Origin of the sequence: Streptomyces odontotermitis, assembly GCF_050510915.1 — a bacterium.
Taxonomy (GTDB): domain Bacteria; phylum Actinomycetota; class Actinomycetes; order Streptomycetales; family Streptomycetaceae; genus Streptomyces.
In genome coordinates this window covers 81,574-101,248 of record NZ_JBNJLS010000008.1, presented here as the reverse complement: position 1 = coordinate 101,248, position 19,675 = coordinate 81,574, and the positions used below count along the sequence as shown (strand labels likewise).

Sequence of the window (19,675 nt, the reverse complement as noted above, 5' to 3'; positions counted from 1 at the left end):
TGCGCAGGCGCCGCATCTGGGGCGTCTTTCTCGGCCAGTTCGCGATCGCCTCGACGCTCTACTTCTTCCTGCCTGGTTCCCCACCTACCTCACCAACGAGCGCGGGCTCTCCCTCGACAAGGGCGGCCTCACCGGCGCGCTGCCGTTCGTCGCGGCCCTCGTCGGCGTGGTCTGTGGCGGCAGCTGGTCGGACTGGATGGTCAAGCGGGGGATGTCGGCGTCCTTCGCCCGCAAGACCCCGATCGTCGTCGGACTCGGCTTCGCGGGCATCGTCTTCCCGGTCGTCATCGGCTACACGGTCGGCGGCGCGGGCGGCCCTTTCACCCTCCCGCTGCTCCTGATCGCGGGCATCACGGTGGGCGGCGCGCTGTCCTTCCTGTTCCTGGTGGACAAGGTGGAGCGCATCGAGGCGTGAGGGGTGCAGGGGGCGAGGGCCCGGCCGGAGGGGACCGGCCGGGCCCTGGGTCCTGTCGTCAAAGGGGGAGTTGACGACAGGGCCCGGACGGCGTCGGGGCGGACGCCGTGGGTCAGGGTGCCTCTGCGACCGCCGTGACCGCGGTCAGCAGGATCGCCGCGTCCTCCAGGGCGACCAGTCCGTGCCGGACCTTCGGGATCTGTCCGAGCTGCCCGGCCGCCAGCTCCGTGCCGCCCCCGTCCTGCGTGGTCAGCCGGACCCGGCCGCGCAGGACGGCCACGCTCGCGGCGGGCGGGGTGTTGTGCTCGTCGAGTGCCGCACCCGAGGCGAGAGCGATGACGCTCTGGCGCAACGGGCCGTCGTGCACGATGAGTTGGGCGCTGCGGCCGTGCACGGCGTCGCGCGCCTTGGTCAGGTGGTCCTCGGCGATGGCCGTGAGATCGGCGGCCGCGTCCTCCATGGCTGAGCCCTCCATGTCCGCTCCCGGTTCTGCTGTGAGCCCCTGCGGCCCCCGGTCGGGTCGCCAGGCGCGTCACCGTCCACCCTTCCGGCTGCGGCGCCGGACGCAACTCGGGCCCGGGTGAGTCGTCACCCGGGCGAGGTCGCGGTCATCGGTGGATCAGGACGTCTGGAGTCGTCGGGTATCCCCTCGGCCACGGGGAACTCCCCTTCGAGGCCGGTGATGTGCACCACCCGCCACACGCGCGGTGCGGCGGGGAGCACTCTGAGCACGCCCTGCCGCGCCGCCACCCGGTCCCTGACGGTCAGCAGCAGTCGCAGCCCCCCGGCGTCCAGGAAGGTCACGCGGCGCAGGTCCATGATGACGTCGGGCCGTGGACGCGCGATCAACACCGCAACCTGTGGCGAGAGTTGGAGCGCGGCCCAGGCGTCCAGCTCGCCGCTGAACGCGAGGACAAGTGCTCCGCCCACGGTGCGGGGGAGCACTTCGAAAGAGGTGTCAGACGTGCCCATGGTCTATCCGACCTCTTCTCCTCGGTGACAGAGAGTAATTGAAAATGGGCGCCGCGGCGGGAGGGAAGCCGGGGCTGCGCACCGCCGGGTCCAGGGCGGCATCGAGGGTGACAGGTACATTCTGCCCGCTCAGCAGGGTTTACTACCCCTGTTTGTCGGCCACAGTCTGAAGCGTCATGCAGGGGGATCGCAGATGAATGGAGCCCTCATTTAGTGACTGTGTGTGACTGAACTCGGTGTTTCCAGCGAATGCCGGGGCGCACGCGCGAATCTGCGGCCCCGACGACTGTGCGGAAGTGGCCGGTTCACGCCGGTGACACGCGTGCGGTGACTGTCGAAATGCCCTCCCGAGGGCGCACGAGGGGCCCGGGCCCCGCTCTTCGGCGGGACCCGGGCCCGGTGCGCGCGTGAGGCGCGAGCGACGCGTGCGTGCGTCAGACGGAGCGCAGGTACTGGTCCGGCACGCGCACCTCGGCGCCCGACTCCCGCGCCGCGAGGCGCGCGAACGACGGATTGCGCAGCAACTCGCGGCCGAACAGGACCGCGTCGGCCTCGCCGTTGTCGAGGACCTTCTGCGCCTGGGCGGCGTCGGTGATGAGGCCGACCGCCGCGACGGGAAGGCCCGCCTCGGCCTTCACGCGGGCGGCGAAGGGCACTTGGTAGCCGGGCTCGACCGGGATGCGCACCCCGGCCGCGTTGCCTCCGGTGGAGACGTCGAGGAGGTCCACGCCGTGCTCCTGGAGCAGCGGCGCGAGGCGCACCGTGTCGTCCGCCGTCCAGCCGGGCACGCCCTCGTCCAGCCAGTCCGTCGCGGAGATCCGGAAGAAGAGCGGCTTGTCCTCGGGCCACACCGCCCGGATGGCGTCGACGACTTCGAGGGCGAAGCGGGACCGGTTCTCGAACGAGCCGCCGTACGCGTCCGTACGCCGGTTGGAGTGCGCCGAGAGGAACTCGCCGATCAAGTACCCGTGCGCGCCGTGCACTTCGGCGACCTCGAACCCGGCGTCCAGGGCGCGCCGCGCCGCGTCCGCGAACTGGCCCACGACCTCCTGGATCTGATCGACGGTCAGCTCCGTGGGCACGGTGTGCCGCCCGTCGAAGGCGACCGGGCTCGGTCCGAGGGGCTGCCAGCCCAGCTCGCTGTCGGGCGCCAGCGGGGTGCCGCGCCGCCACGGGACGTCGGTCGACGCCTTGCGCCCGGCGTGTGCCAGCTGGATGCCGGGGACGGTGCCCTGCGCCTTGAGGAAGCCGGTGATCCGGCGCAGCCCCTCGACCTGCCGGTCGTTCCAGATGCCGAGGTCGGCGGGGGAGATGCGGCCCTCGGGGGAGACGGCCGTGGCCTCCAGCAGGATCAGTCCGGTGCCGCCCGTCGCCCGCGCCCCGTAGTGGGCCAGGTGCCAGTCGCCCGCGACGCCGGTGTCGGGCCCGCTGGTCTCGGCCGAGTACTGACACATCGGGGCCATCCATATGCGGTTGGGGATGGTCAGCGATCGCAGGGTGTACGGCTCGAACAGCGCGCTCACGGCGGGCTCCATTCGTCTGGGACGGGATGTGCTCCACGTACGATAGGCATCGTAGTACGGCGACTGTCAAACTACGAGAGGTCTCGTACAATGAGGGTGACGACGGACCGGGACCGCAACGAAGTGGAGCCGCCATGACCCCGACAGCCGCACCGCCGCCCACGCCCGCGGCCCCCGCGCCGGGCGGCGGCAGGACCCTCGCCCACCCCGAGCGCGCGGAGATCCGCCTCGAAGGCGTTCTGCACGCGCTGTCCGACCCGATGCGGCTGCGCGTCGTGCGCGAACTGGCCCGCCAGGGCGAGCTCTCCTGTTCCGACATCGAGCTGCCCGTGACCAAGTCGACCTGCACGCACCACTACCGCGTGCTGCGCGAGAGCGGCGTCATCCAGCAGATCTACCGCGGTACCGCCAAGCGCAACGGCCTGCGCCGCGACGACCTGGAGGCGCTCTTCCCCGGCCTGCTCGACAGCGTCCTGACGGCGGCGGACCAGCAGGCGGAGCGCCTGGGGGACGCCTGACGACGCGCCGGCCACGGCAAGACCGAGAAGTGGTGCCCCAACTCGCCCTTCCTGTGGTGCGCGTGGCGTTCCGGGGCGCAGAATCGGCCCTCCGCGACACGACGACGAGAGAGGGCCTCCATGGCTGACCCGGCTGCGGCTCCCTGGTGGCGCGGCGCCGCCATCTACCAGATCTATCCGCGCAGCTACGCCGACGGGAACGGCGACGGCGTCGGTGACATCGCCGGGATCCGCGCCCGCCTCGCCCACATCCGCGACCTCGGCGCCGACGCCGTGTGGATCTCCCCGTGGTACGTGTCCCCGATGGCGGACGCCGGGTACGACGTGGCGGACTACCGCGCTGTCGACCCGCTGTTCGGCACCCTGGCGGAGGCCGAGGCTCTGATCGGCGAGGCGCACGGCCTCGGTCTTCGCCTCCTCGTCGACCTGGTGCCCAACCACTGCTCGGAACGCCACCCGTGGTTCCAGGAGGCGCTCGCCGCGGCGCCGGGCACGGCACCGCGCGACTTGTTCCACTTCCGTCCCGGCAGGGGCGAGCACGGTGAACTGCCGCCCAACGACTGGCAGTCCTTCTTCGGCGGCCCCGCCTGGCGCCGGCTCGACGACGGCGAGTGGTACCTGCACATGTTCGCCCCGCAGCAGCCCGACTGGAACTGGGACCACCCGCGGGTGCGCGCCGAGTTCGAGGACATCCTGCGGTTCTGGCTGGACCGCGGCGTCGACGGCTTCCGCATCGACGTCGCCTCGCTCCTCGTCAAGCAGGACGGCCTGCCCGACAAGGCGTCCCTGCCCGAGGGCGCCCCGCCGCCCGAGGCGGACCGGCCCGAGGTGCATGAGATCTACCGCTCCTGGCGCCGCATCGCCGACTCCTACGACGGCGAGCGGATCTTCGTCGGCGAACTGTGGGTGCCCGCCGACTCCCTGCCCCGCTATCTGCGCCCCGACGAACTCCACACCGGCTTCAACTTCCCCTTCCTGCAAGCCCCGTGGGATGCCGCGGCGCTGCGCACGGTCATCGACGAGACCCTCGCCCAGCACGCCCCCGTCGGCGCCCCGGCCACCTGGGTCCTCGGCAACCACGACACCACCCGGCCTGTGACCCGCTACGGCCGCGCCGACACCTCGTACGGGGAGCGGCGGCACGGCCTCCCCGTCGACCTGGCCCTCGGCACCCGCAGGGCCCGCGCCGCCGCCCTGCTCAGCCTCGCCCTGCCCGGCAGCGTCTACCTCTACCAGGGCGAGGAGCTGGGCCTGTGGGAGGTCGAGGACATCCCGCCGCACCTGCGCCAGGACCCCACCGCCACCCAGTCCGGCGGCACGGACCTGGGCCGCGACGGCTGCCGCGTGCCCCTGCCCTGGGAAGGCGACGAACCCCCCTTCGGCTTCACCCCGGAAGCCCCGGAAGCCCCGGAAGCCCCGGAAGCCCCGGAAGCCCCGGAAGCCCCGGAAGCCCCGGAAGCCCCGGAAGCCCCGGAAGCCCCCGATGCCTCCGTAGCCCTAGAAGCCCCCACAACCTCCGAAGCCCAGGACGCCCCCGGCCACCACACGGACGGCACCCCCTGGCTGCCCCAGCCCCCGGCCTGGAAGGACCACACCGTGGCCGCGCAGACCGGCGACCCTGCCTCGACCCTGGAGCTCTACCGCACGGCCCTCCACCTCCGCCGCGCCACCCCCGCCCTCGGCGACGGCCCCCTGACCTGGCTGCCCGCCCCCGACGGAGTCCTGTCCTTCGCCCGCACAGACGGCTTCACCTGCACGGTCAACTTCACCACGGCACCGGTCGAACTCTCGCTGTCCGCCCGCCCGTTGCTCTCCAGCGGCCCGCTCGACAACGGGAAGCTGCCGCCGGACACGGCGGTCTGGCAGATGTCGACCTCTGCGTAGCGCCACCCTGGGCAGCCTGGCCTGGCCTGGCCTGGCCTGGCCTGGCCTGGGTGGCGTGGCCGTCCTGGCGCGTCAGTGCGCCCCCGCCGTCCCCCGGGCCGCCCCGAGCAGCCCCTCCCAGTCCGGGATCTTCACCGGCCCGCGCCCCATCGAACGCCCCAGCTCGGCCTCGGCCCGCTCGATCGCCTGCCATCCCGTCCACTCGACGGGGCGCAGCCCGGCCCGGCGCAGCGCGGCGAGCGGGTCGTCGGCCGCCGTCCGGCGCTGCAGCGCGGGCGCGTCGTCGAGGAGGGAGCGCACGGTCTCCTTGGCGCACGGCCGGTTCGTGCCGATCACGCCGGTCGGGCCGCGCTTGATCCAGCCCGCCACGTACGCGCCGGGCACGGCCACGCCGCCGCGCACGACCCGCCCCGCCACATGGGGCACAGTGCCGCGGTCCGGGTCGAACGGCAGCCCGTCCAGCGGGAGTCCGCGGTAGCCGACCGAGCGCAGCACCAGCTGGGCCGGCAGGTCCTCGTACCGCCCGGTCCCGCTCACTCCGCCCCGCCCGTCCGGCACCGTCCGCTCGAAGCGGACCCCCGCCACCCGCCCCGCGGCGCCCGCCACCTCCACCGGCCGCAGGAAGAACCGCAGCCTGATCCGCCGGGGCAGGCCCCGCTCCGGGCGCTCGGCCCAGCCGCGCATGACCTCGATGTTGCGGCGGACGGGGCCGGGGAGCCCGGAGGGGTCGGCGTAGGCGGGGTCGAGCGCCAACTCGGCCGGGTCGACGAGCACTTCGGTGTCCGGCAGCGAGCCGAGCTCGCGCAGCTCCTTCGTGGTGAACCGGGCCTGCGAGGGGCCGCGCCGCCCCACCATGTGGACCTCCCGCACCCGGCTGTCGGCGAGCACGCCGAGGGCCGACTGGGGCATGTCGGTGGGCCGCAGCTCGGCCTGGCCGCGCGCCAGCATCCGCGCGACGTCCACCGCCACGTTGCCGACGCCGATGACGACGGCGGACTCCACGCCGTCGATGAAGCCGGTCTCCACGGCGTCCGGATGGGCGCTGTACCAGGAGACGAAGTCGGTGGCGGAGTGGCTCCCGGCGAGGTCCTCGCCGGGCACTCCGAGCCTGCGGTCGGCGGCCGCGCCGACGCAGTAGACGACGGCGTGGTACAGCTCGCGCAGCCGGGCGGCGGGCAGCCCGGCGGGTCCGACCTCCACGCCGCCGAGGAAGCGCACGCGCTCGTGCTCCAGGACCGTACGGAGGTTGTTCTGCAGCGATTTGATCTTCTCGTGGTCCGGTGCGACGCCGTAGCGGACCAGACCGTAGGGGCACGGCAGCCGGTCGAGGACGTCCACCCGGACGTCGGGCACCTCGTCCTGCTGCACCAGGGACTGCGCGGCGTACACCCCGCTGGGACCCGATCCGACGACGGCGATGTGCAGCACGGTGGAGCTCCTTCCGCGAGGTGACTCCAGAGGGCGCCTGGGAGATGTCCTCAGCATCGCACTCAGGTGCGGTGATGGGGAGTCATCTGTGCGGTACGGGCGAGGCGCAGGCTGCGCGTGCGCTGACAGGGTGCCTCGGCACGCCTCCCCGTGCGCGCCGTTGACGGCCGAGTGTGACTGTACGGCTACCTTTCGGCTGTGCTCGATAGCTCATTTCTTGGTGTTACTGATCACTACCGACCGAATGCGGCCGTTTCCGTCTGGCCCACCTGGGAGTTGCGGGGCCACGGCACCGCGTCGGGCGGGCCGTCGGCTGCGCCCGCGGGGGAGTGGGGCACCGGCGCGCGCGACCCCTTCCTGCCGCCCTGGTTCCACGTCCGGCTCACCTTCGGCGACGGCTGCGCCATCGACGTCCTCGCCGTGGTCAGCGACGGGCAGATCTCCATCGAGGACTTCCGCTCCCAACCCCCGCTCTCCCTGGACGAGTTCGCGGCACTCGCCGACTGGATCGAGGGTCCCCTCGAGGACGCCTGCCGGGTGGTGGCAGAGCAGCACGCGGCCGCGTACGGGGAGGGCGGTGCCTTCGGCGCGACCGGGGCGGGAGCGGGGGCGCCGTGGCCCTGGCGGGACGACCGCTGCCCGCAGCCCCAGGCCGTGCCGCGCCGGGCCCGCCCCGCCTGGCCGCGCGGCAGCGCGGGCCGGCGCATCGTGGCGGAGGCGTACCGCGCCGCGCAGGAGGAGGGGCGCGACCCCGTGCTCGCGGTGATGTGCGCGACGGGACGCAGCCGCCGCAAGGCGCTGCGGCTGATCGCGGGTGCGCGCGACGCGGGCTTCCTCGCCCCGCGCCACAACCGCAGATGAGTCACCCCATCACTGGTGAGTCACCCCATCTTGCGCATCCGCTCGATCTCGGCCGACTGCTGGACGACGACCTCGTTGGCCATCTCCTCGATCTGGACGTTGTTGCCCTGGGCGAGCGCGTCCGTCGCCATCGTGACCGCGCCCTGGTGATGGGTGGTCATCAGCGTCAGGAAGAGCTGGTCGAACTCCTTGCCCCGCGCGGCCCGCAACTCCGCCAGCTGGGCGTCCGTCGCCATGCCCGGCATCGTGTCGTGATGGTGCCCCGATGAGCTCCCGCGCGGCCCGCCGTGGTGCTTGAGCCATGCCTTCATCGCGTCGATCTCCGGCCGCTGCGCGGCCGTGATGCGCTCGGCGAGCCCGCGCACCTTCGCCGACGCGGCCCGCTTCGGGGCGAGCCGGGTCATCTCCAGGGCCTGCGCGTGATGGACGACCATCATCTGCGCGTAGGTGAAGTCCGCTGCGTTCGGCCGGTCGTCGTCCGCCCGCTTCTCCGCCGCGTCCTCGGCGGACATCGTCCGCGCGCCCTCGCCGGGCTTGCCCGGCACGATCACTGAAGGCCCGTCAGAGGGCTTGCCGCCACGGTCGGAACCCGCGTCGGACGACGATCCGGAGTCGCAGCCGCCCAGGGCCAGAACGGCGGCGGCCAGGAGCGCGCTCACGGCGGACACTCCGGTCGTACGGCGATGGGCCACGGTGACCTCCTGTGCGGCGAGGGGCAGTTGGGGACCGTCCTAGCACGACTGTGAACGTCTGTGATCGGAAAGTCTTGTTACAAGCGCGTTGACATCTGTTGATCTGTGCATGATGAGCACGATACTGCGGGGGTCCATGCATCGTTCACCTATGAACGGTGTCCTCGGCGACGACGCTGCCAAGGGAGACCGCAGTGACCCTGTTGCACAAACCCCGAACCCGGCGCAGACGCCTGGGTGTTGCCGCCACCGCGGCCGGACTGCTCGCCGCGCTGCTCACCGCGGGACCCGCGGGCGCCACCCCGGATCCCGGTGACCACCCCGCCGCCCCCAAGAGCGTGTCGAAGGGTGACGCCGCAGACACCAGGGCGGCCGTCAGGAGCGGCGACATACCGGCCCCGGACGAGATCGTCCACTCCGACAACATCGAGCACCTCGCGAACATCCCCAAGGACGCGCTGCCCGGCCTCAACACGGACCTGGCCTTCCAGGGGAAGTACGCCTTCGCGGGCAACTACGACGGCTTCCGGATCTACGACATCCGCGACCCGAAGAAGCCGCGCACCGTCTCCCAGGTCCTCTGCCCCGGCTCGCAGAACGACGTCTCCGTCTCCGGGAACCTGCTCTTCCTCTCCACCGACTCCTCGCGCAGCGACAGCTCCTGCAACAGCACCACGCAGCCCGCGACCGAGAAGTCCTCCTGGGAGGGCATGAAGGTCTTCGACATCAGCGACAAGGCCAACCCGAAGTACGTCGCCGCCGTCGAGACCGCCTGCGGCTCGCACACGCACACCCTCGTGCCGAAGAAGCGCGACGTGTACGTCTACGTGTCTTCTTACGGGCCCAACGCCACGTATCCCGACTGCCAGCCGCCGCACGACGGGATCTCCGTCATCAAGGTGCCCCGCAAGGCCCCGCAGCAGGCCGCGGTCGTGGACTTCCCCGTGCTCTTCCCGGGTGAGGGCCCCGACGGCGGCGGCAACCCGGGCGGGCCCACCAACCCCGGCGTCTCCAAGACCACCGGCTGCCACGACCTGACCGTGCTGCCCTCCAAGGACCTCGCGGCGGGCGCCTGCATGGGCGACGGAATCCTCTTCTCCATCAAGGACCCCGAGCGCCCGAAGGTCATCGACCGGGTCCAGGACAACGTGAACTTCGCGTTCTGGCACTCCGCGACCTTCAGCCAGAAGGCCGACAAGGTCGTGTTCACCGATGAGCTGGGCGGTGGCTCCGGCGCGACCTGCAACGCGGCCACCGGACCCAACCGCGGCGCCGACGGCATCTACGCCGTCACCGGCAAGGGCGAGCACCGCAAGCTGGTCTTCAAGAGCTACTTCAAGATCCCCCGCCATCAGGCCGACACGGAGAACTGCGTCGCCCACAACGGCTCGCTGATCCCCGTGAAGGGCAAGGACCTCATGGTCCAGGCGTGGTACCAGGGCGGCGTCTCCGTCTGGGACTTCACCGACGCCACCCGCCCCAAGGAGATCGGCTACTTCGAGCGCGGCCCCCTGTCCACCGACACCATCACCGTCGGCGGCTCCTGGTCGGCGTACTACTACAACGGCTACATCTACTCGAACGACATCGCCAAGGGCCTCGACGTCCTGAAGATCGACGACCGGCGCACCGACCCGGCGCGGCACGTCCGCGTCGGCGAGCTCAACGTCCAGACGCAGCCCGAGTACTTCAGGCGCTGACGTCGCGCGTCCCGCCGGGCGGCTCCTCGTCCGGCGGGAGGCCGAACTCCCAGTCCAGACCGAAGCGTTGGAAGAGCTCCGCGCGCAGTGTGGCAGCCGGCATCGGCGCACCCGGGATGAGCAGCGCGAAGACCGCGCCCATCAGCAGCGCGCGCAGCAGCTTGTAGTCCCGGTCGACGTCTTCGGAGCCGTACTTCTCGACCGACCAGCTCAGCAGCTCCTGCAGACGCTGCTGCTCCGGGCAGCGTACGAACCCCTCGGCCTGCAGGATCCCCGCCATGTGCGTCCGCATCAGCAGGGGCTGGTCCCGGGCGAGCCCCAGGATCGCGTCGACGGCCCGCGCGAGGTACTCCCGGCCGTCGGCGGGCAGCGGCTCCTGCTCCAGGGCCGCCGAGAGCGTGCGGTGCATGAGCCGGTGCACCGCGGACTGCAGGAGCTGGCGCTTGCCCGGGAAGTAGTAGGAGACCAGGCCCCGGGCCGAACCGGCGCGGTCGGCGATGTCGCCGAGCGTCGTGGCCTCGTAACCCCGCTCCCCGACCAGGTCCACCGTCGCCTGGAGGAGCCGGTCGCGGGAACGCCGACGCAACTCTTCATTGACCGATGGGCTACGGGGCGACATTCTGTAACTCCTGCGTTGACTGGCTCCCAGCCAATATACTCAGCGCGTGCCGGGCCACGCCCTTCCGGGGGCTGGTCCTTGGGGGAAGCGCCTTGGGGCAGGCAACACCGCGGGGGAGTGTTGCCTGCTCACAGGCGCGCGCCCGCGAACCGCTGTCCCCGTGCATCCCGACCTCTCTCCGCGCGCATCCCCGGCTGCCTCCTTACAGTAGGCCGGGGGGTACGAGGAGGCGTACCGGCATGGACCAACAGCAGATTCTGGCCCGTATCACGGCGATGGTCGACGACGAGAAGAAGCTCAGGGCGGCCCTCGCGGCCGGGGCCATCGACGTCGCGACGGAGCGCGAGCGGCTGAGCGTCCTGGAGCGCGAACTCGACCAGTGCTGGGACCTGTTGCGCCAGCGCCGGGCCAAGGCCGAGTACGGCGGGAACCCGGACGAGGCGCGGGTCCGGCCCGCGGCCGAGGTCGAGAGCTACGAGTCATGACGGACCCGGACCCGGCCCCGGACCTGCATCCGAGCCCGGATGCCGCGGATCCGGCCCCGGCGTCGGCCCCGCGAGCTCCCCGGGGCAAGCCGTACCCGGGCAACGTCATCACCGTCACCTTCGACTCCGCGCGCTGTCTGCACGCCGCGGAGTGCGTGCGCGGCCTGCCCCAGGTCTTCGACACCGCGCGCCGCCCCTGGATCACCCCCGACGCCGCCCCCGCCGACGAGGTCGCCGAGGTGATCCGCCGCTGCCCCTCCGGCGCCCTCCAGTACGTCCTCGTCGACGGCGCCACGGAGCGCCCGGAGTCACCCACGACCGCGCACCGGGACGGGCGGGGGAGGCTGGTGCTCCGCGGCGACCTGCTCATCACCCCCGCCGACGGCGGCGAGCCCGTGCCGGAGACCCGCGCCATGCTGTGCGGCTGCGCGGCCAGCGCCCATCAGCCGTACTGCGACCGCTCGGGCAGGTGCGGCGCCGAGGACGCTTCCTAGGCCAGGGGGCAGGGGGCAGGGGGCCTATTCCTCGCCGACGCGGTCGAGGACCGGTCGGAGGCCGTCGGGGCGCCGGTCCGCCGGCAGGTGGTCCACGAAGTGCACCGCGCAGCCCAGCGCCGCCGCTCCGCCGTCCGCACGCCGGTCGTCGCCGACCATCAGGGCGTCCGCCGGAGCAACGCCGAGCGCCTCGCAGGCGAGCGCGAAAAGGCGCGGGTCCGGCTTCTGGATGCCGTGCTCGTACGAGAGGACGTACGCGTCCACGTACGGGTCGAGGCCGTGGGCGCGGAAGACGGGCCGCAGGTCCCAGCCGATGTTGCTGACCACGGCGGTGCGCACACCACGGTCGTGGAGCGCGGCGAGGACCTCGCCGGTGTCCGGGTAGGGCCGCCAGGCGGCGGGGGTCATGTGGCGGGCGTAGAGGGCGTCGTGGAGGGCGGGGTCGGGCAGGGCGACCTGCCGGGACAGGCCCGTGAACGCGGCCCGGTGCTGTTCGGCGCTGCGGTCGCGCTGGGCCCACAACTCGGCCAGGGGCGCGGGCACTTCGGTGGGATGGGCCCCGCCGGGCAGCGCCCCGGCCCGCTCCAGTTGCCCGGCGAGTCGGACCAACTCCCCCTCGGGGAGCACGAGTCCGGCGTCGTCGAGCACCGCGCGCAGCCAGCTCTCGCCGGACTCGATGCGCAGCAGGGTCCCGGAGAAGTCGAAGAGCACGCCCTTGATCGCCATGCTCGCGATCCTCCGCGAGCGTCCGCCGGGCGGTCAAGTACGGCCGGTCTCCCGCCGTCCCGGCCCGTACGCGTACGTGGTCACGGCCACCGCCACGACCAGGGCGCCGAGCAGCCAGCCCTCGACGACGTCCGACATCCAGTGCACCCCGAGCCAGACGCGGGTCAGGCCGACCCCCGCGACGCTCAGCACGGCGAGGCCGACCGCCGTCCGCCAGAGCAGCGGCCCGGCCCCGTGGCGCCGGAGCAGCCACAGCAGCAGGCCCAGCACCACGGTTGCGGTCATCGCGTGCCCCGAGGGGAAGGCCGCGTAGTGCGCCGAGTCCACCGGGTCCGGCCAGACGGGGCGCGGCCGGTCCACCGCTGCCTTCAGCCCCTGCTGGAGCCCCGTCCCCACGGCGCACGTCCCCGCCACCCACAGGGCGGGCCACCCGTCCCTGCGCACCGCGAGCCACACCACCGCCACCGCGCACAGGGCGCGCATCGTCCAGGGGTCCCACACCCAGTCGGTGAGGACGCGGCTGGTCCGGGTGAGGCCGTCGTGCGTGACGGCCCAGCGGTGCGTGGTGCGGGCGATGTCGCCGTCCAGGGAGAGCAGCGGGCCCCACTCGTACGCGACGAGGAGCAGCAGGACGACCGAGGGGACCAGGAGGGCGAGCCAGACACGGGAGCCGCGGGAGTCCGGCCGGGGAGGGGAGTGGGGGGAGGCGGGCGACATGGGCGACATGGGGTGCATGGGGCGATCTTCGCCGATGTGCGCTGCCGCGGGCTATCCGAGGGCGCGCAGGCCCGGCACGAAGGTCACCAGGAACGGCACGACGGGCACCAGGGCTGCGGCCGCGGTCAGCCGCAGCCTGCGCCCCGCCGTGAGCCGGGGGTGGGCCGTGAGGAGGCGGTGTACGCGCTGGGGGACATGGGCGTGGGGGGTGGGGCAGGGGCCGAACGCGCCCCGGTCCTCGTTGAGTTCGACGAGCGCGAGGGCGACCGTGAGGCGTCCGTAGCGCCGCGAGGCGGTGTCGTCGGCGGCCAGCTCGACCAGGCGGTGCATCTCGTTGCGGAACGCCGCGAACACCGGGACCTGCGGGAACCCGGTGGCCAGGGCGTCCGAGCAGTGCAGCAGCCAGTCGTGCCGGGCCTGTGCGTGGCCCTGCTCATGGGCGAGCACCGCATCGAGCTGACGCCCCTTCAGGCGGCGCAACGCGGCGGTGGTGACGACCAGTTGGGGCGTCGTCCCGGGCAGCCACCAGGCGTCGGGACGCTCGCCCTCGAGGACCACGAGCCGCTCGGGCCCCGGCTCCTCGCAGGGCAACAGCGGGGCGCGGACGACGAGTTCGCGGCGGCTGCGCAGGCGCCGGGCCCGCGCCCGGACGATCTCGCGGGTGAGCATCGCCGCGGTCCAGACGCCCCCGAGCGCGAGCGCCACGGCGGTGGCCGCGGCCCAGGGCCCGGTGGCGCTCAGCGCGTACGCCTCGACGACGTCGTGCGGCGCGGGCGCGAAGACATGGCCCCGGACCGCCTGCCAGGCCGCGGCCGCGCTCAGCGTCATCGACAGGACACAGCACAGCAGGACACCGGCGACGACGCACTGCCACACCCAAAGCGCGACCACCGGTTCGCGCTCCACCCAGTCGGCCCGGGCGAGCAGCTTCGGTGCGAGGACAGCGGTCAGCGCGCCCAGCAGCAACAGCGCGACGGGGACCATCATGTCCCCAGCCTATGAGGCGCCCGCTGCCCGGGGATATGGCCGCCCGCCGCAAGTGACGCACGCCACGTGACGCGACTGCCGGGACGACGACACCTCCTCTGCTCGACGATGACACCTCCTCGCCCCGCCCGCGCGACGAACTCCACCACCGAACGGGGGAGTTGCCGTCACCGGAAACCCGCACCCCGACCGGCGGCCGGGAAGTGCCGGGCGCCTGAGGCAGGATGGACGCATGAGCGTAGTGAAGATCAACGTCCTGACCGTCCCGGCCGAGCAGCGGGAGACCCTCGAGCAGCGCTTCGCCTCGCGCGCGGGCGTCGTGGAGAACGCCGACGGCTTCGAGTGGTTCGAGCTGCTGCGTCCCGTCGACGGCACCGACAAGTACATGGTGTACACGCGCTGGCGCGACGAGGAGTCGTACCAGGCGTGGATGGAGGGCTCCATGAAGCAGGCCCACCAGGGCGGCGGCGACCGCCCCAAGCCGGCCGCGACCGGCGCTGAGGTGTGGTCCTTCGAGGTGGCTCAGCACGCGGCCCCGAAGAACGCCTGATGAGCGTCCGTCGCGTCATGCCCATCGTGCAGTCGCAGGCTGCGGGGGAGAGCCGCGCGTTCTACGGCCTCCTCGGCCTCGAGGTGGTCATGGACCACGGCTGGATCACCACGCTGGCCGCGCCGTCGAACCCGATGGCCCAGGTCAGCGTGATGACCGAGGACAAGACGGCGCCCGTCACCCCGGACCTGAGCATCGAGGTGGACGACGTCGACGCGGCGTACGAGACGGTGCGCGCCAGTGGCGCGGAGATCGTGCACCCGCTCCAGGACGAGGAGTGGGGCGTCCGCCGCTTCTTCGTCCGCGACCCCGACGGCAAGGTGGTCAACGTGCTCTCGCACCGCTGACCCGAGCGGAGCCGAGGGGGTCGGCCTGTGCCAGGACTCAGGCCCCCTCGGCCTCCGGCTCCGGATGTCGTACGAGCTTCTTCAGCCCCGTCTCCACGTCGAGCCGTGACAGCTCGGCCTCGCGGGCGAATTCCGTGATGCGTGCCTGGACCGCCTGCGCGGTGTCCAGGGTGAGTGCGCCCCGCTGGATCTCGGTCCAGGCGGAACGTTCCAGCTCGATCAAGTCATCGGGAAAGTCGATATCGGCCACGTCGTTGAATGTTAAGCGACTCCCGCGAGTGCGGCACGCACCGTCGCCGCGGGGCGTGGTGCGTCAGCCGTCAGCCGTCAGCCGAAGACCAGCTCGACGTCCTTCTCGACGCAGCGTCGCAGGACGACCACCAACTGCCGGACGTCGTCGGCGCGGCGCTTCCGGCCCGGCCCGGACGGGTGCTCCTCCGGTCGCCCGGCGATCTCCTGGAGGCGGGGCAGGATCGCTGCACACTCCTGAGCGGTGAGCTCGCCGTGGTCGTCCGGGTGGTCGAGGAGCGGTGCCAGCGGGGTGGCGACCTCGCTCCAGGGGCGCTCGCCGCCGAAGCCCGCCATCTCGGCGAGCGTGAACCCCTCGATCCCGGCCAGCCAGGACCGGAACATGCTGAAGCCCGTGTACGACCAGGAGATGTCCGGGCTGTCGTCGTCGCCGTCCCCCGGGAACAGCATGAGCCCCATCGTTTCCTCCCCCGTCGGCCGAGCGCACAGCATCGGCCGGGAGGGGGCGAAGCCGCAACTGAAATGATCCCTTGCGGGACGAGCGCGTGCCGCTCCGACGGGCGGCGGCTACAGCGTCAACAGCATCGCCACCATCCCGATCCCCATCGACAGCCGGCACGCGAGCGCCAGTTCGGCCCGGTCCCCCCAGCCGAGCGCCACGGTGCTGCCGCCACCGCCGCCGCCCGCCGTCCCCCTCCCCGCGGGGGCGAGCCGCGTGCCCGACCACAGCACGAACCCCGTGAAGTACAGCAGGAGCGCGCCCGTCAGGGCCGGGACGCCCGCGCCGCCGTGGTGGGCGTGGGCGGCCGGGGTCGCGGACATCGCCACGGACATGTAGGCCATGGCGAAGGAGCCGAGCACGTGGTGGACGTGGTGGGTGCTGCGCAGGGACGCCCATAGCGCGTGCAGCAGTGCTGCGGTGAAGACCGCGGCGTAGGCGAGCCACAGCCAGCGCGGTGGTGTGACGACGGCCGCGGGCAGCGCCATCACCGCCATTCCGAAGCCCATGAGCGCCTCGCCACCCGCCGTGCGGCGCTGTTCCTCGACGGTGCTGCGCATCCTCAGCAGGCAGTAGGCCCCGGTCGCCGCGCAGAGCGCCACGAGCAGCCACCCGGCCTGCGCCGGTCCGTGCACCGCACACCTCCCCCTGATCGACGGCGTCGTCGGGTCGATGCCCGTGCACACGGAGTCGTACGCGAGCGCACGGGTGTACACGGGGAGCACACCGGGGGAGTGGGGGTAGATTATTCACGGGTAAAACACTTGCTAATCTTCTCTTCATGAGCAGCCCGACCCTCCCCTCTCGCCCCCGTGGTCCCCTCGCCCGCCCTCTCCCGCTCGCCGGTGTGCTGCGGCCGGTGAAGCCCTCGGACATCTGGTTCAAGTCCGCGCTGAGCGTCGTCGTCGCGACCGCGATACCCAACGTGACGCTGCTCGTCATCGGCCGGCTCGACCTGGTGATGTACACGATGGCCGGGTCGTTCTGCGCGCTGTACGCGCACAACCTCCCCTACGCCGCGCGGGGGCGGGCCCTCGCGTGGGTCGCGGCCGGGATGCTGGGAAGCATGGCCGTCGCGCTCGTCGCGGCCTCGCTCGCCGGGTCCGCCGCAGTACTCGTCGCCGTCGGCGCGCTGCTCGCCGCCGCGCAGAAGGCCCTGTGCGACGGGACCCGCATCGGGCCGCCCGGCCACCTGATCTTCACCTTCGTCAGCTCCGCCAGTCTCTTCGCGCCACAGACCATCGGGCAGGTGCCCGGCCACCTCGCGCTGACCCTCGGCGCGGCGGCCGTGGCCTGGGTGGTCGGCATGGCGCCCGCCGTGCTGCGCCCGCACGGGCCCGAGCGGCGCGCCACCGCCCGCGCCCTGCTGGCCGCGGCCGCCCACGCCGACAGCGCCGCGGCGGGCGACACCTCCGCCGTCGTACGGACCCGGGGCGCCGCGGCCGCCGCCGTGCACGCCGCCTGGCAGGCCCTCCTCGCCGCCGGCGAGCGCACCGCCGCCCGCCGCGCCCTGGAGCGGCTCGTCGTCCGCGCCGAGGACGCGCTCGCCGACCCGGGCGCCGCAGATCCCGGGCAGCTGCGGGCGTGGGCCGCCGGGCTGCGGGGGACCGGGGCCGTGCCGCGCCCCCGTGACGTACGCCGTGGGGAGGAGGACGAACTGCTCGGCCTCGACATGGAGTTGAGCGGAGCGCGGTCGTCGCTGTGGCGGCGTGTCGGGCCCGGCTCGCCGGTCCTGCCCATCGCGCTGCGCACCGCCGTCGGCTGCGCGCTCGCCGGGTACGCCTCGCTCGCCCTCGGCATCGGGCGTCCCTACTGGGCCCTCGTCACCGCCGCCTCGCTCTACCAGGCCAACGTAACGCTCACCTGGAACCGGGGCGTGCAGCGCGTCGTCGGGAACCTGGTCGGCGTCCTCGCCTTCGCCGCGATCGTGCCGCTCGCCCACCTCAACCACGCGCTGCTCATCGCCTGTTGCCTCGCGCTCGCCTTCGGCGCGGAGGCGCTGATCACCCGCAACTACTGGCTCGGCACCGTCTGTGTGACCCCGATGGCGCTCCTCGTGACGGAGTTCGCGCGCTTCCAGGAGCCCGGTGCGCTCATCCTCGACCGGGTCGTGGACACCCTTCTCGGCGCGCTCCTCGGCGTCGTGGCGGCCATCGCCGTCACCAACCGGCGCGCCACCGACCGCATCGAGCAGGCCATCGACGCCACGGAGCGGGCCCGGGCGCGGGTGGACAGCCACGGAGCCTCCGCGCACGCGCGCCGCGGACTCGCCGCCGCCCTCGTCGATCTGCGCGCCGCCGCCGCCGACGCCGCCGCCGGGGAGTGGTGGCAGCGCGCCCTGCCCGAGCACCGGGTGCTCGTCGCCGAGCAGGCCGGACACCGTACGCTCGCGGCGGCGGCAACAGCGACGGCACAGCGCAGTGGAGGCATACGAGGATGACGACAGGCAACGGCCGGGGGACGGGCGCGAGCGGCGCGGACCGGCGCGACACCGTGGCCGCCGTGGTGCGGCAGTGGCAGGCGGTGCGCCCCGACATCGACACCGCGCCCATGGAGATCATCGGCCGCATCAACCGCTGCGCCGCCCTTCTCCAGCAGGCCGAGGACGCCCCGCTGCGCCGCGCCGGGCTCACCCGCCCCGAGTTCGACCTCCTCGGCGCCCTGCGCCGCACCGGCCACGAGCTGACCCCCGGCGAGCTCGCCCGCGAGACGTTCTCCTCCGGAGCCGCCGTCACCAAACGGCTCAAGCAGCTCCAGGAGCGCGGCCTCGTCGACCGCCGCGTCGACACCCGCGACCGCCGCGTCGCCCACCTCAGCCTCACCGACGCGGGCCGGGAGCTCGTCGACGCGCTCATGCCCGACCAGCTCGCGTACGAGACCGACGCCCTGTCCGGGCTCGACGGTCCCCAACAAGGGCAGCTGGCCACCCTGTTGGGCGCGTTGCTGGGGCAGCTGGAGGGACAGTTGGGCGGGGTGAGGGCCTGAGCCGGCGGCCGCTCAGCCCACCGTCACCTTCAGGATCCGCCCGGATGCCTCGACCACGAACAGCTCACGCCGCCCGTCGTGGTCCCCGAACCCGCGCGGGACGCGGACGCTCGTGGGCGTGCGCAGCCCGGACACCAGGACACAGGACCGGCCCGTCGCCGGGTCGACCCGGATCAGCTCACCGCTGCCGAACGTCGCGACCACCAGGTCGCCCTCGAACTCCGTGAGGTCGTCGAGGAGTTTGACGTCCAGGGGGTGCGCGCTGAGCCGCGTGACGACGGAGTGGCGGGCCGGGTCGGCGAGGGGGATGCGGACGACGGGGGACTCGGTGCTGGTGATGACGCTCGCGTAGAGCTGGTCGCCGACGATCTGCAGGCCGTTCGTGCCGAAGACGTCCGCCTTCTTCGTCCACTCCGCGTCCGGGGTGCCGTCCGGGCCGAACTTCAGGACACCGGTAGCCAGTTCACGGCTCACGTAGAAGTTGCCGCGCCCGTCGACGGCGAGGCCGTTGACGCCGGAGAGGCCGTCCACGACCGTCTCCGGCTCCGGGTGCGCGGAGGCCGGGTCGAAGCGGGCGATGCCGCCGCTCGGGGACAGCGGATTCACGCCGAAGTTGACGTACATCATCCCGTCGGGCCCGCGCCGGATCCCGCCTGGTCCGCTCAGCGGGAAGCTCGCCCGCAGCGACCCGTCGGGCGCGTACCCCTCCACCCGGTTCTGCGTCACATGCGCCACCCACAGCGTGCCCCGGCCGTCGAACTCCAGGTTCTCCCGCCAGTCGACGAGCGGAATGCCACCCTCGTGGAACACCGCCACCCGCCCGCGCTCCGCACACGGCCCGAGCCCCGCCGGGGCCGCGGCGGCCGCCCCCGCACCCTCGACTCCGCACAGCGACAGCAGACTTACCGCGACAGCCAGCGAGCGCACCCGCATCCGTATGCCCATGCGGGTCGTTGTACCGCCCCCGTTCCACGGCCCACCAGTGCCTCATCCGCCAACCCGCGCCTCGCCAACCGGCCATCCG

Annotated in this window: 24 protein-coding genes; 11 read left to right on the top strand and 13 right to left on the bottom strand. The window is 73.0% G+C overall.

Annotated features, from left to right (window positions below; all coding sequences use genetic code 11):
* The first annotated feature begins 166 nt into the window (after positions 1–166).
* Complete coding sequence (locus ACQB60_RS23535; RefSeq protein ID WP_496928067.1) at positions 167–415, top strand: hypothetical protein; 249 nt, start codon at positions 167–169, stop codon at positions 413–415.
* A 112-nt stretch (positions 416–527) separates the two neighbouring features.
* Here the strand turns inward: ACQB60_RS23535 and ACQB60_RS23530 are convergent, their stop codons facing one another.
* The 3 genes from ACQB60_RS23530 to ACQB60_RS23520 form a co-directional block, all read right to left on the bottom strand.
* Positions 528–890: a cupin domain-containing protein gene (locus ACQB60_RS23530; protein ID WP_496928066.1), complete on the bottom strand. Its 363-nt coding sequence runs from the start codon at positions 888–890 to the stop codon at positions 528–530.
* A 113-nt stretch (positions 891–1,003) separates the two neighbouring features.
* On the bottom strand, positions 1,004–1,387 hold the full coding sequence (locus ACQB60_RS23525) for an STAS domain-containing protein (protein WP_496928065.1): 384 nt from the start codon (positions 1,385–1,387) through the stop codon (positions 1,004–1,006).
* 434 nt (positions 1,388–1,821) lie between these two features.
* Entirely contained in the window at positions 1,822–2,910 is a 1,089-nt protein-coding gene (locus tag ACQB60_RS23520; RefSeq protein WP_496928064.1) for an NADH:flavin oxidoreductase/NADH oxidase, read from the bottom strand.
* A gap of 134 nt (positions 2,911–3,044) precedes the next feature.
* Here ACQB60_RS23520 and ACQB60_RS23515 point away from each other — a divergent pair, with 134 nt between their 5' ends.
* Complete coding sequence (locus ACQB60_RS23515; protein ID WP_496928063.1) at positions 3,045–3,428, top strand: ArsR/SmtB family transcription factor; 384 nt, start codon at positions 3,045–3,047, stop codon at positions 3,426–3,428.
* Between the two features lie 120 nt (positions 3,429–3,548).
* On the top strand, positions 3,549–5,312 hold the full coding sequence (locus tag ACQB60_RS23510) for a glycoside hydrolase family 13 protein (protein WP_496928062.1): 1,764 nt from the start codon (positions 3,549–3,551) through the stop codon (positions 5,310–5,312).
* 72 nt (positions 5,313–5,384) lie between these two features.
* On the opposite strand, the gene ACQB60_RS23505 is transcribed toward ACQB60_RS23510, so the two are convergent.
* A complete protein-coding gene (locus ACQB60_RS23505) occupies positions 5,385–6,740 on the bottom strand; it encodes an FAD-dependent oxidoreductase (protein WP_496928061.1) in 1,356 nt (451 codons plus the stop codon).
* A 198-nt stretch (positions 6,741–6,938) separates the two neighbouring features.
* On the opposite strand from ACQB60_RS23505, the gene ACQB60_RS23500 reads away from it, so the two are divergent.
* A complete protein-coding gene (locus ACQB60_RS23500) occupies positions 6,939–7,601 on the top strand; it encodes a DUF6214 family protein (protein WP_496928060.1) in 663 nt (220 codons plus the stop codon).
* A 20-nt stretch (positions 7,602–7,621) separates the two neighbouring features.
* On the opposite strand, the gene ACQB60_RS23495 is transcribed toward ACQB60_RS23500, so the two are convergent.
* A complete protein-coding gene (locus tag ACQB60_RS23495) occupies positions 7,622–8,293 on the bottom strand; it encodes a DUF305 domain-containing protein (RefSeq protein WP_496928059.1) in 672 nt (223 codons plus the stop codon).
* Positions 8,294–8,487: 194 nt separating this feature from the next.
* Here ACQB60_RS23495 and ACQB60_RS23490 point away from each other — a divergent pair, with 194 nt between their 5' ends.
* Positions 8,488–9,993, top strand: coding sequence for an LVIVD repeat-containing protein (locus tag ACQB60_RS23490; protein WP_496928058.1), 1,506 nt, complete (start codon positions 8,488–8,490; stop codon positions 9,991–9,993).
* On the opposite strand, the gene ACQB60_RS23485 is transcribed toward ACQB60_RS23490, so the two are convergent.
* Positions 9,983–10,612, bottom strand: coding sequence for a TetR/AcrR family transcriptional regulator (locus ACQB60_RS23485; protein ID WP_496928057.1), 630 nt, complete (start codon positions 10,610–10,612; stop codon positions 9,983–9,985). The two genes, ACQB60_RS23490 and ACQB60_RS23485, sit on opposite strands and share 11 nt — an antisense overlap.
* A gap of 239 nt (positions 10,613–10,851) precedes the next feature.
* On the opposite strand from ACQB60_RS23485, the gene ACQB60_RS23480 reads away from it, so the two are divergent.
* Both ACQB60_RS23480 and ACQB60_RS23475 read left to right on the top strand, forming a co-directional pair.
* Positions 10,852–11,097 (top strand): DUF2630 family protein, encoded by a 246-nt coding sequence (locus ACQB60_RS23480; RefSeq protein WP_496928056.1) that lies wholly within the window; start codon positions 10,852–10,854, stop codon positions 11,095–11,097.
* Positions 11,094–11,591, top strand: coding sequence for a (4Fe-4S)-binding protein (locus ACQB60_RS23475; RefSeq protein ID WP_496928055.1), 498 nt, complete (start codon positions 11,094–11,096; stop codon positions 11,589–11,591). The genes ACQB60_RS23480 and ACQB60_RS23475 overlap by 4 nt, the downstream gene beginning before the upstream one ends.
* A gap of 24 nt (positions 11,592–11,615) precedes the next feature.
* On the opposite strand, the gene ACQB60_RS23470 is transcribed toward ACQB60_RS23475, so the two are convergent.
* The 3 genes from ACQB60_RS23470 to ACQB60_RS23460 are packed head-to-tail and all read right to left on the bottom strand — an operon-like array spanning position 11,616 to position 14,021.
* The gene (locus ACQB60_RS23470; protein WP_496928054.1) at positions 11,616–12,317 is read right to left on the bottom strand and encodes an HAD family hydrolase; all 702 of its coding nucleotides are present in this window, start codon (positions 12,315–12,317) and stop codon (positions 11,616–11,618) included.
* Positions 12,318–12,350: 33 nt separating this feature from the next.
* Positions 12,351–13,052, bottom strand: coding sequence for a phosphatase PAP2 family protein (locus ACQB60_RS23465; RefSeq protein WP_496928053.1), 702 nt, complete (start codon positions 13,050–13,052; stop codon positions 12,351–12,353).
* A gap of 33 nt (positions 13,053–13,085) precedes the next feature.
* Positions 13,086–14,021, bottom strand: a complete 936-nt coding sequence (locus ACQB60_RS23460) for a M56 family metallopeptidase (protein ID WP_496928052.1) — start codon at positions 14,019–14,021, stop codon at positions 13,086–13,088.
* 232 nt (positions 14,022–14,253) lie between these two features.
* Between ACQB60_RS23460 and ACQB60_RS23455 the strand changes: the two genes are divergently transcribed.
* On the top strand, positions 14,254–14,571 hold the full coding sequence (locus ACQB60_RS23455) for an antibiotic biosynthesis monooxygenase family protein (RefSeq protein ID WP_496928051.1): 318 nt from the start codon (positions 14,254–14,256) through the stop codon (positions 14,569–14,571).
* Positions 14,571–14,918, top strand: coding sequence for a VOC family protein (locus ACQB60_RS23450; RefSeq protein ID WP_496928050.1), 348 nt, complete (start codon positions 14,571–14,573; stop codon positions 14,916–14,918). The genes ACQB60_RS23455 and ACQB60_RS23450 overlap by 1 nt, the downstream gene beginning before the upstream one ends.
* 37 nt (positions 14,919–14,955) lie before the next feature.
* Here ACQB60_RS23450 and ACQB60_RS23445 read toward each other — a convergent pair whose 3' ends face one another.
* The 3 genes from ACQB60_RS23445 to ACQB60_RS23435 form a co-directional block, all read right to left on the bottom strand.
* A complete protein-coding gene (locus tag ACQB60_RS23445) occupies positions 14,956–15,168 on the bottom strand; it encodes a hypothetical protein (protein WP_496928049.1) in 213 nt (70 codons plus the stop codon).
* A gap of 77 nt (positions 15,169–15,245) precedes the next feature.
* Positions 15,246–15,626, bottom strand: coding sequence for a hypothetical protein (locus tag ACQB60_RS23440; RefSeq protein ID WP_496928048.1), 381 nt, complete (start codon positions 15,624–15,626; stop codon positions 15,246–15,248).
* Positions 15,627–15,734: 108 nt separating this feature from the next.
* Positions 15,735–16,301: a DUF5134 domain-containing protein gene (locus ACQB60_RS23435; protein ID WP_496928256.1), complete on the bottom strand. Its 567-nt coding sequence runs from the start codon at positions 16,299–16,301 to the stop codon at positions 15,735–15,737.
* 146 nt (positions 16,302–16,447) lie between these two features.
* Between ACQB60_RS23435 and ACQB60_RS23430 the strand changes: the two genes are divergently transcribed.
* Both ACQB60_RS23430 and ACQB60_RS23425 read left to right on the top strand, forming a co-directional pair.
* On the top strand, positions 16,448–18,106 hold the full coding sequence (locus tag ACQB60_RS23430; RefSeq protein ID WP_496928047.1) for an FUSC family protein: 1,659 nt from the start codon (positions 16,448–16,450) through the stop codon (positions 18,104–18,106).
* Positions 18,103–18,651, top strand: a complete 549-nt coding sequence (locus ACQB60_RS23425) for a MarR family winged helix-turn-helix transcriptional regulator (protein ID WP_496928046.1) — start codon at positions 18,103–18,105, stop codon at positions 18,649–18,651. The genes ACQB60_RS23430 and ACQB60_RS23425 overlap by 4 nt, the downstream gene beginning before the upstream one ends.
* Before the next feature lie 12 nt (positions 18,652–18,663).
* On the opposite strand, the gene ACQB60_RS23420 is transcribed toward ACQB60_RS23425, so the two are convergent.
* A complete protein-coding gene (locus ACQB60_RS23420; protein ID WP_496928045.1) occupies positions 18,664–19,596 on the bottom strand; it encodes an SMP-30/gluconolactonase/LRE family protein in 933 nt (310 codons plus the stop codon).
* Positions 19,597–19,675: the final 79 nt, after the last annotated feature.

Bases quoted from the DNA above. Each gene is read 5' to 3' on its own strand.
- ACQB60_RS23420 (WP_496928045.1), bottom strand. From the start codon at position 19,596: ATGGGCATACGGATGCGGGTGCGCTCGCTGGCTGTCGCGGTAAGTCTG.
- ACQB60_RS23455 (WP_496928051.1), top strand. From the start codon at position 14,254: ATGAGCGTAGTGAAGATCAACGTCCTGACCGTCCCGGCCGAGCAGCGG.
- ACQB60_RS23460 (WP_496928052.1), bottom strand. From the start codon at position 14,021: ATGATGGTCCCCGTCGCGCTGTTGCTGCTGGGCGCGCTGACCGCTGTC.
- ACQB60_RS23450 (WP_496928050.1), top strand. From the start codon at position 14,571: ATGAGCGTCCGTCGCGTCATGCCCATCGTGCAGTCGCAGGCTGCGGGG.
- ACQB60_RS23485 (WP_496928057.1), bottom strand. From the start codon at position 10,612: ATGTCGCCCCGTAGCCCATCGGTCAATGAAGAGTTGCGTCGGCGTTCC.
- ACQB60_RS23425 (WP_496928046.1), top strand. From the start codon at position 18,103: ATGACGACAGGCAACGGCCGGGGGACGGGCGCGAGCGGCGCGGACCGG.
- ACQB60_RS23530 (WP_496928066.1), bottom strand. From the start codon at position 890: ATGGAGGGCTCAGCCATGGAGGACGCGGCCGCCGATCTCACGGCCATC.
- ACQB60_RS23430 (WP_496928047.1), top strand. From the start codon at position 16,448: ATGAGCAGCCCGACCCTCCCCTCTCGCCCCCGTGGTCCCCTCGCCCGC.
- ACQB60_RS23515 (WP_496928063.1), top strand. From the start codon at position 3,045: ATGACCCCGACAGCCGCACCGCCGCCCACGCCCGCGGCCCCCGCGCCG.
- ACQB60_RS23440 (WP_496928048.1), bottom strand. From the start codon at position 15,626: ATGGGGCTCATGCTGTTCCCGGGGGACGGCGACGACGACAGCCCGGAC.
- ACQB60_RS23510 (WP_496928062.1), top strand. From the start codon at position 3,549: ATGGCTGACCCGGCTGCGGCTCCCTGGTGGCGCGGCGCCGCCATCTAC.
- ACQB60_RS23525 (WP_496928065.1), bottom strand. From the start codon at position 1,387: ATGGGCACGTCTGACACCTCTTTCGAAGTGCTCCCCCGCACCGTGGGC.
- ACQB60_RS23480 (WP_496928056.1), top strand. From the start codon at position 10,852: ATGGACCAACAGCAGATTCTGGCCCGTATCACGGCGATGGTCGACGAC.
- ACQB60_RS23475 (WP_496928055.1), top strand. From the start codon at position 11,094: ATGACGGACCCGGACCCGGCCCCGGACCTGCATCCGAGCCCGGATGCC.
- ACQB60_RS23470 (WP_496928054.1), bottom strand. From the start codon at position 12,317: ATGGCGATCAAGGGCGTGCTCTTCGACTTCTCCGGGACCCTGCTGCGC.
- ACQB60_RS23465 (WP_496928053.1), bottom strand. From the start codon at position 13,052: ATGCACCCCATGTCGCCCATGTCGCCCGCCTCCCCCCACTCCCCTCCC.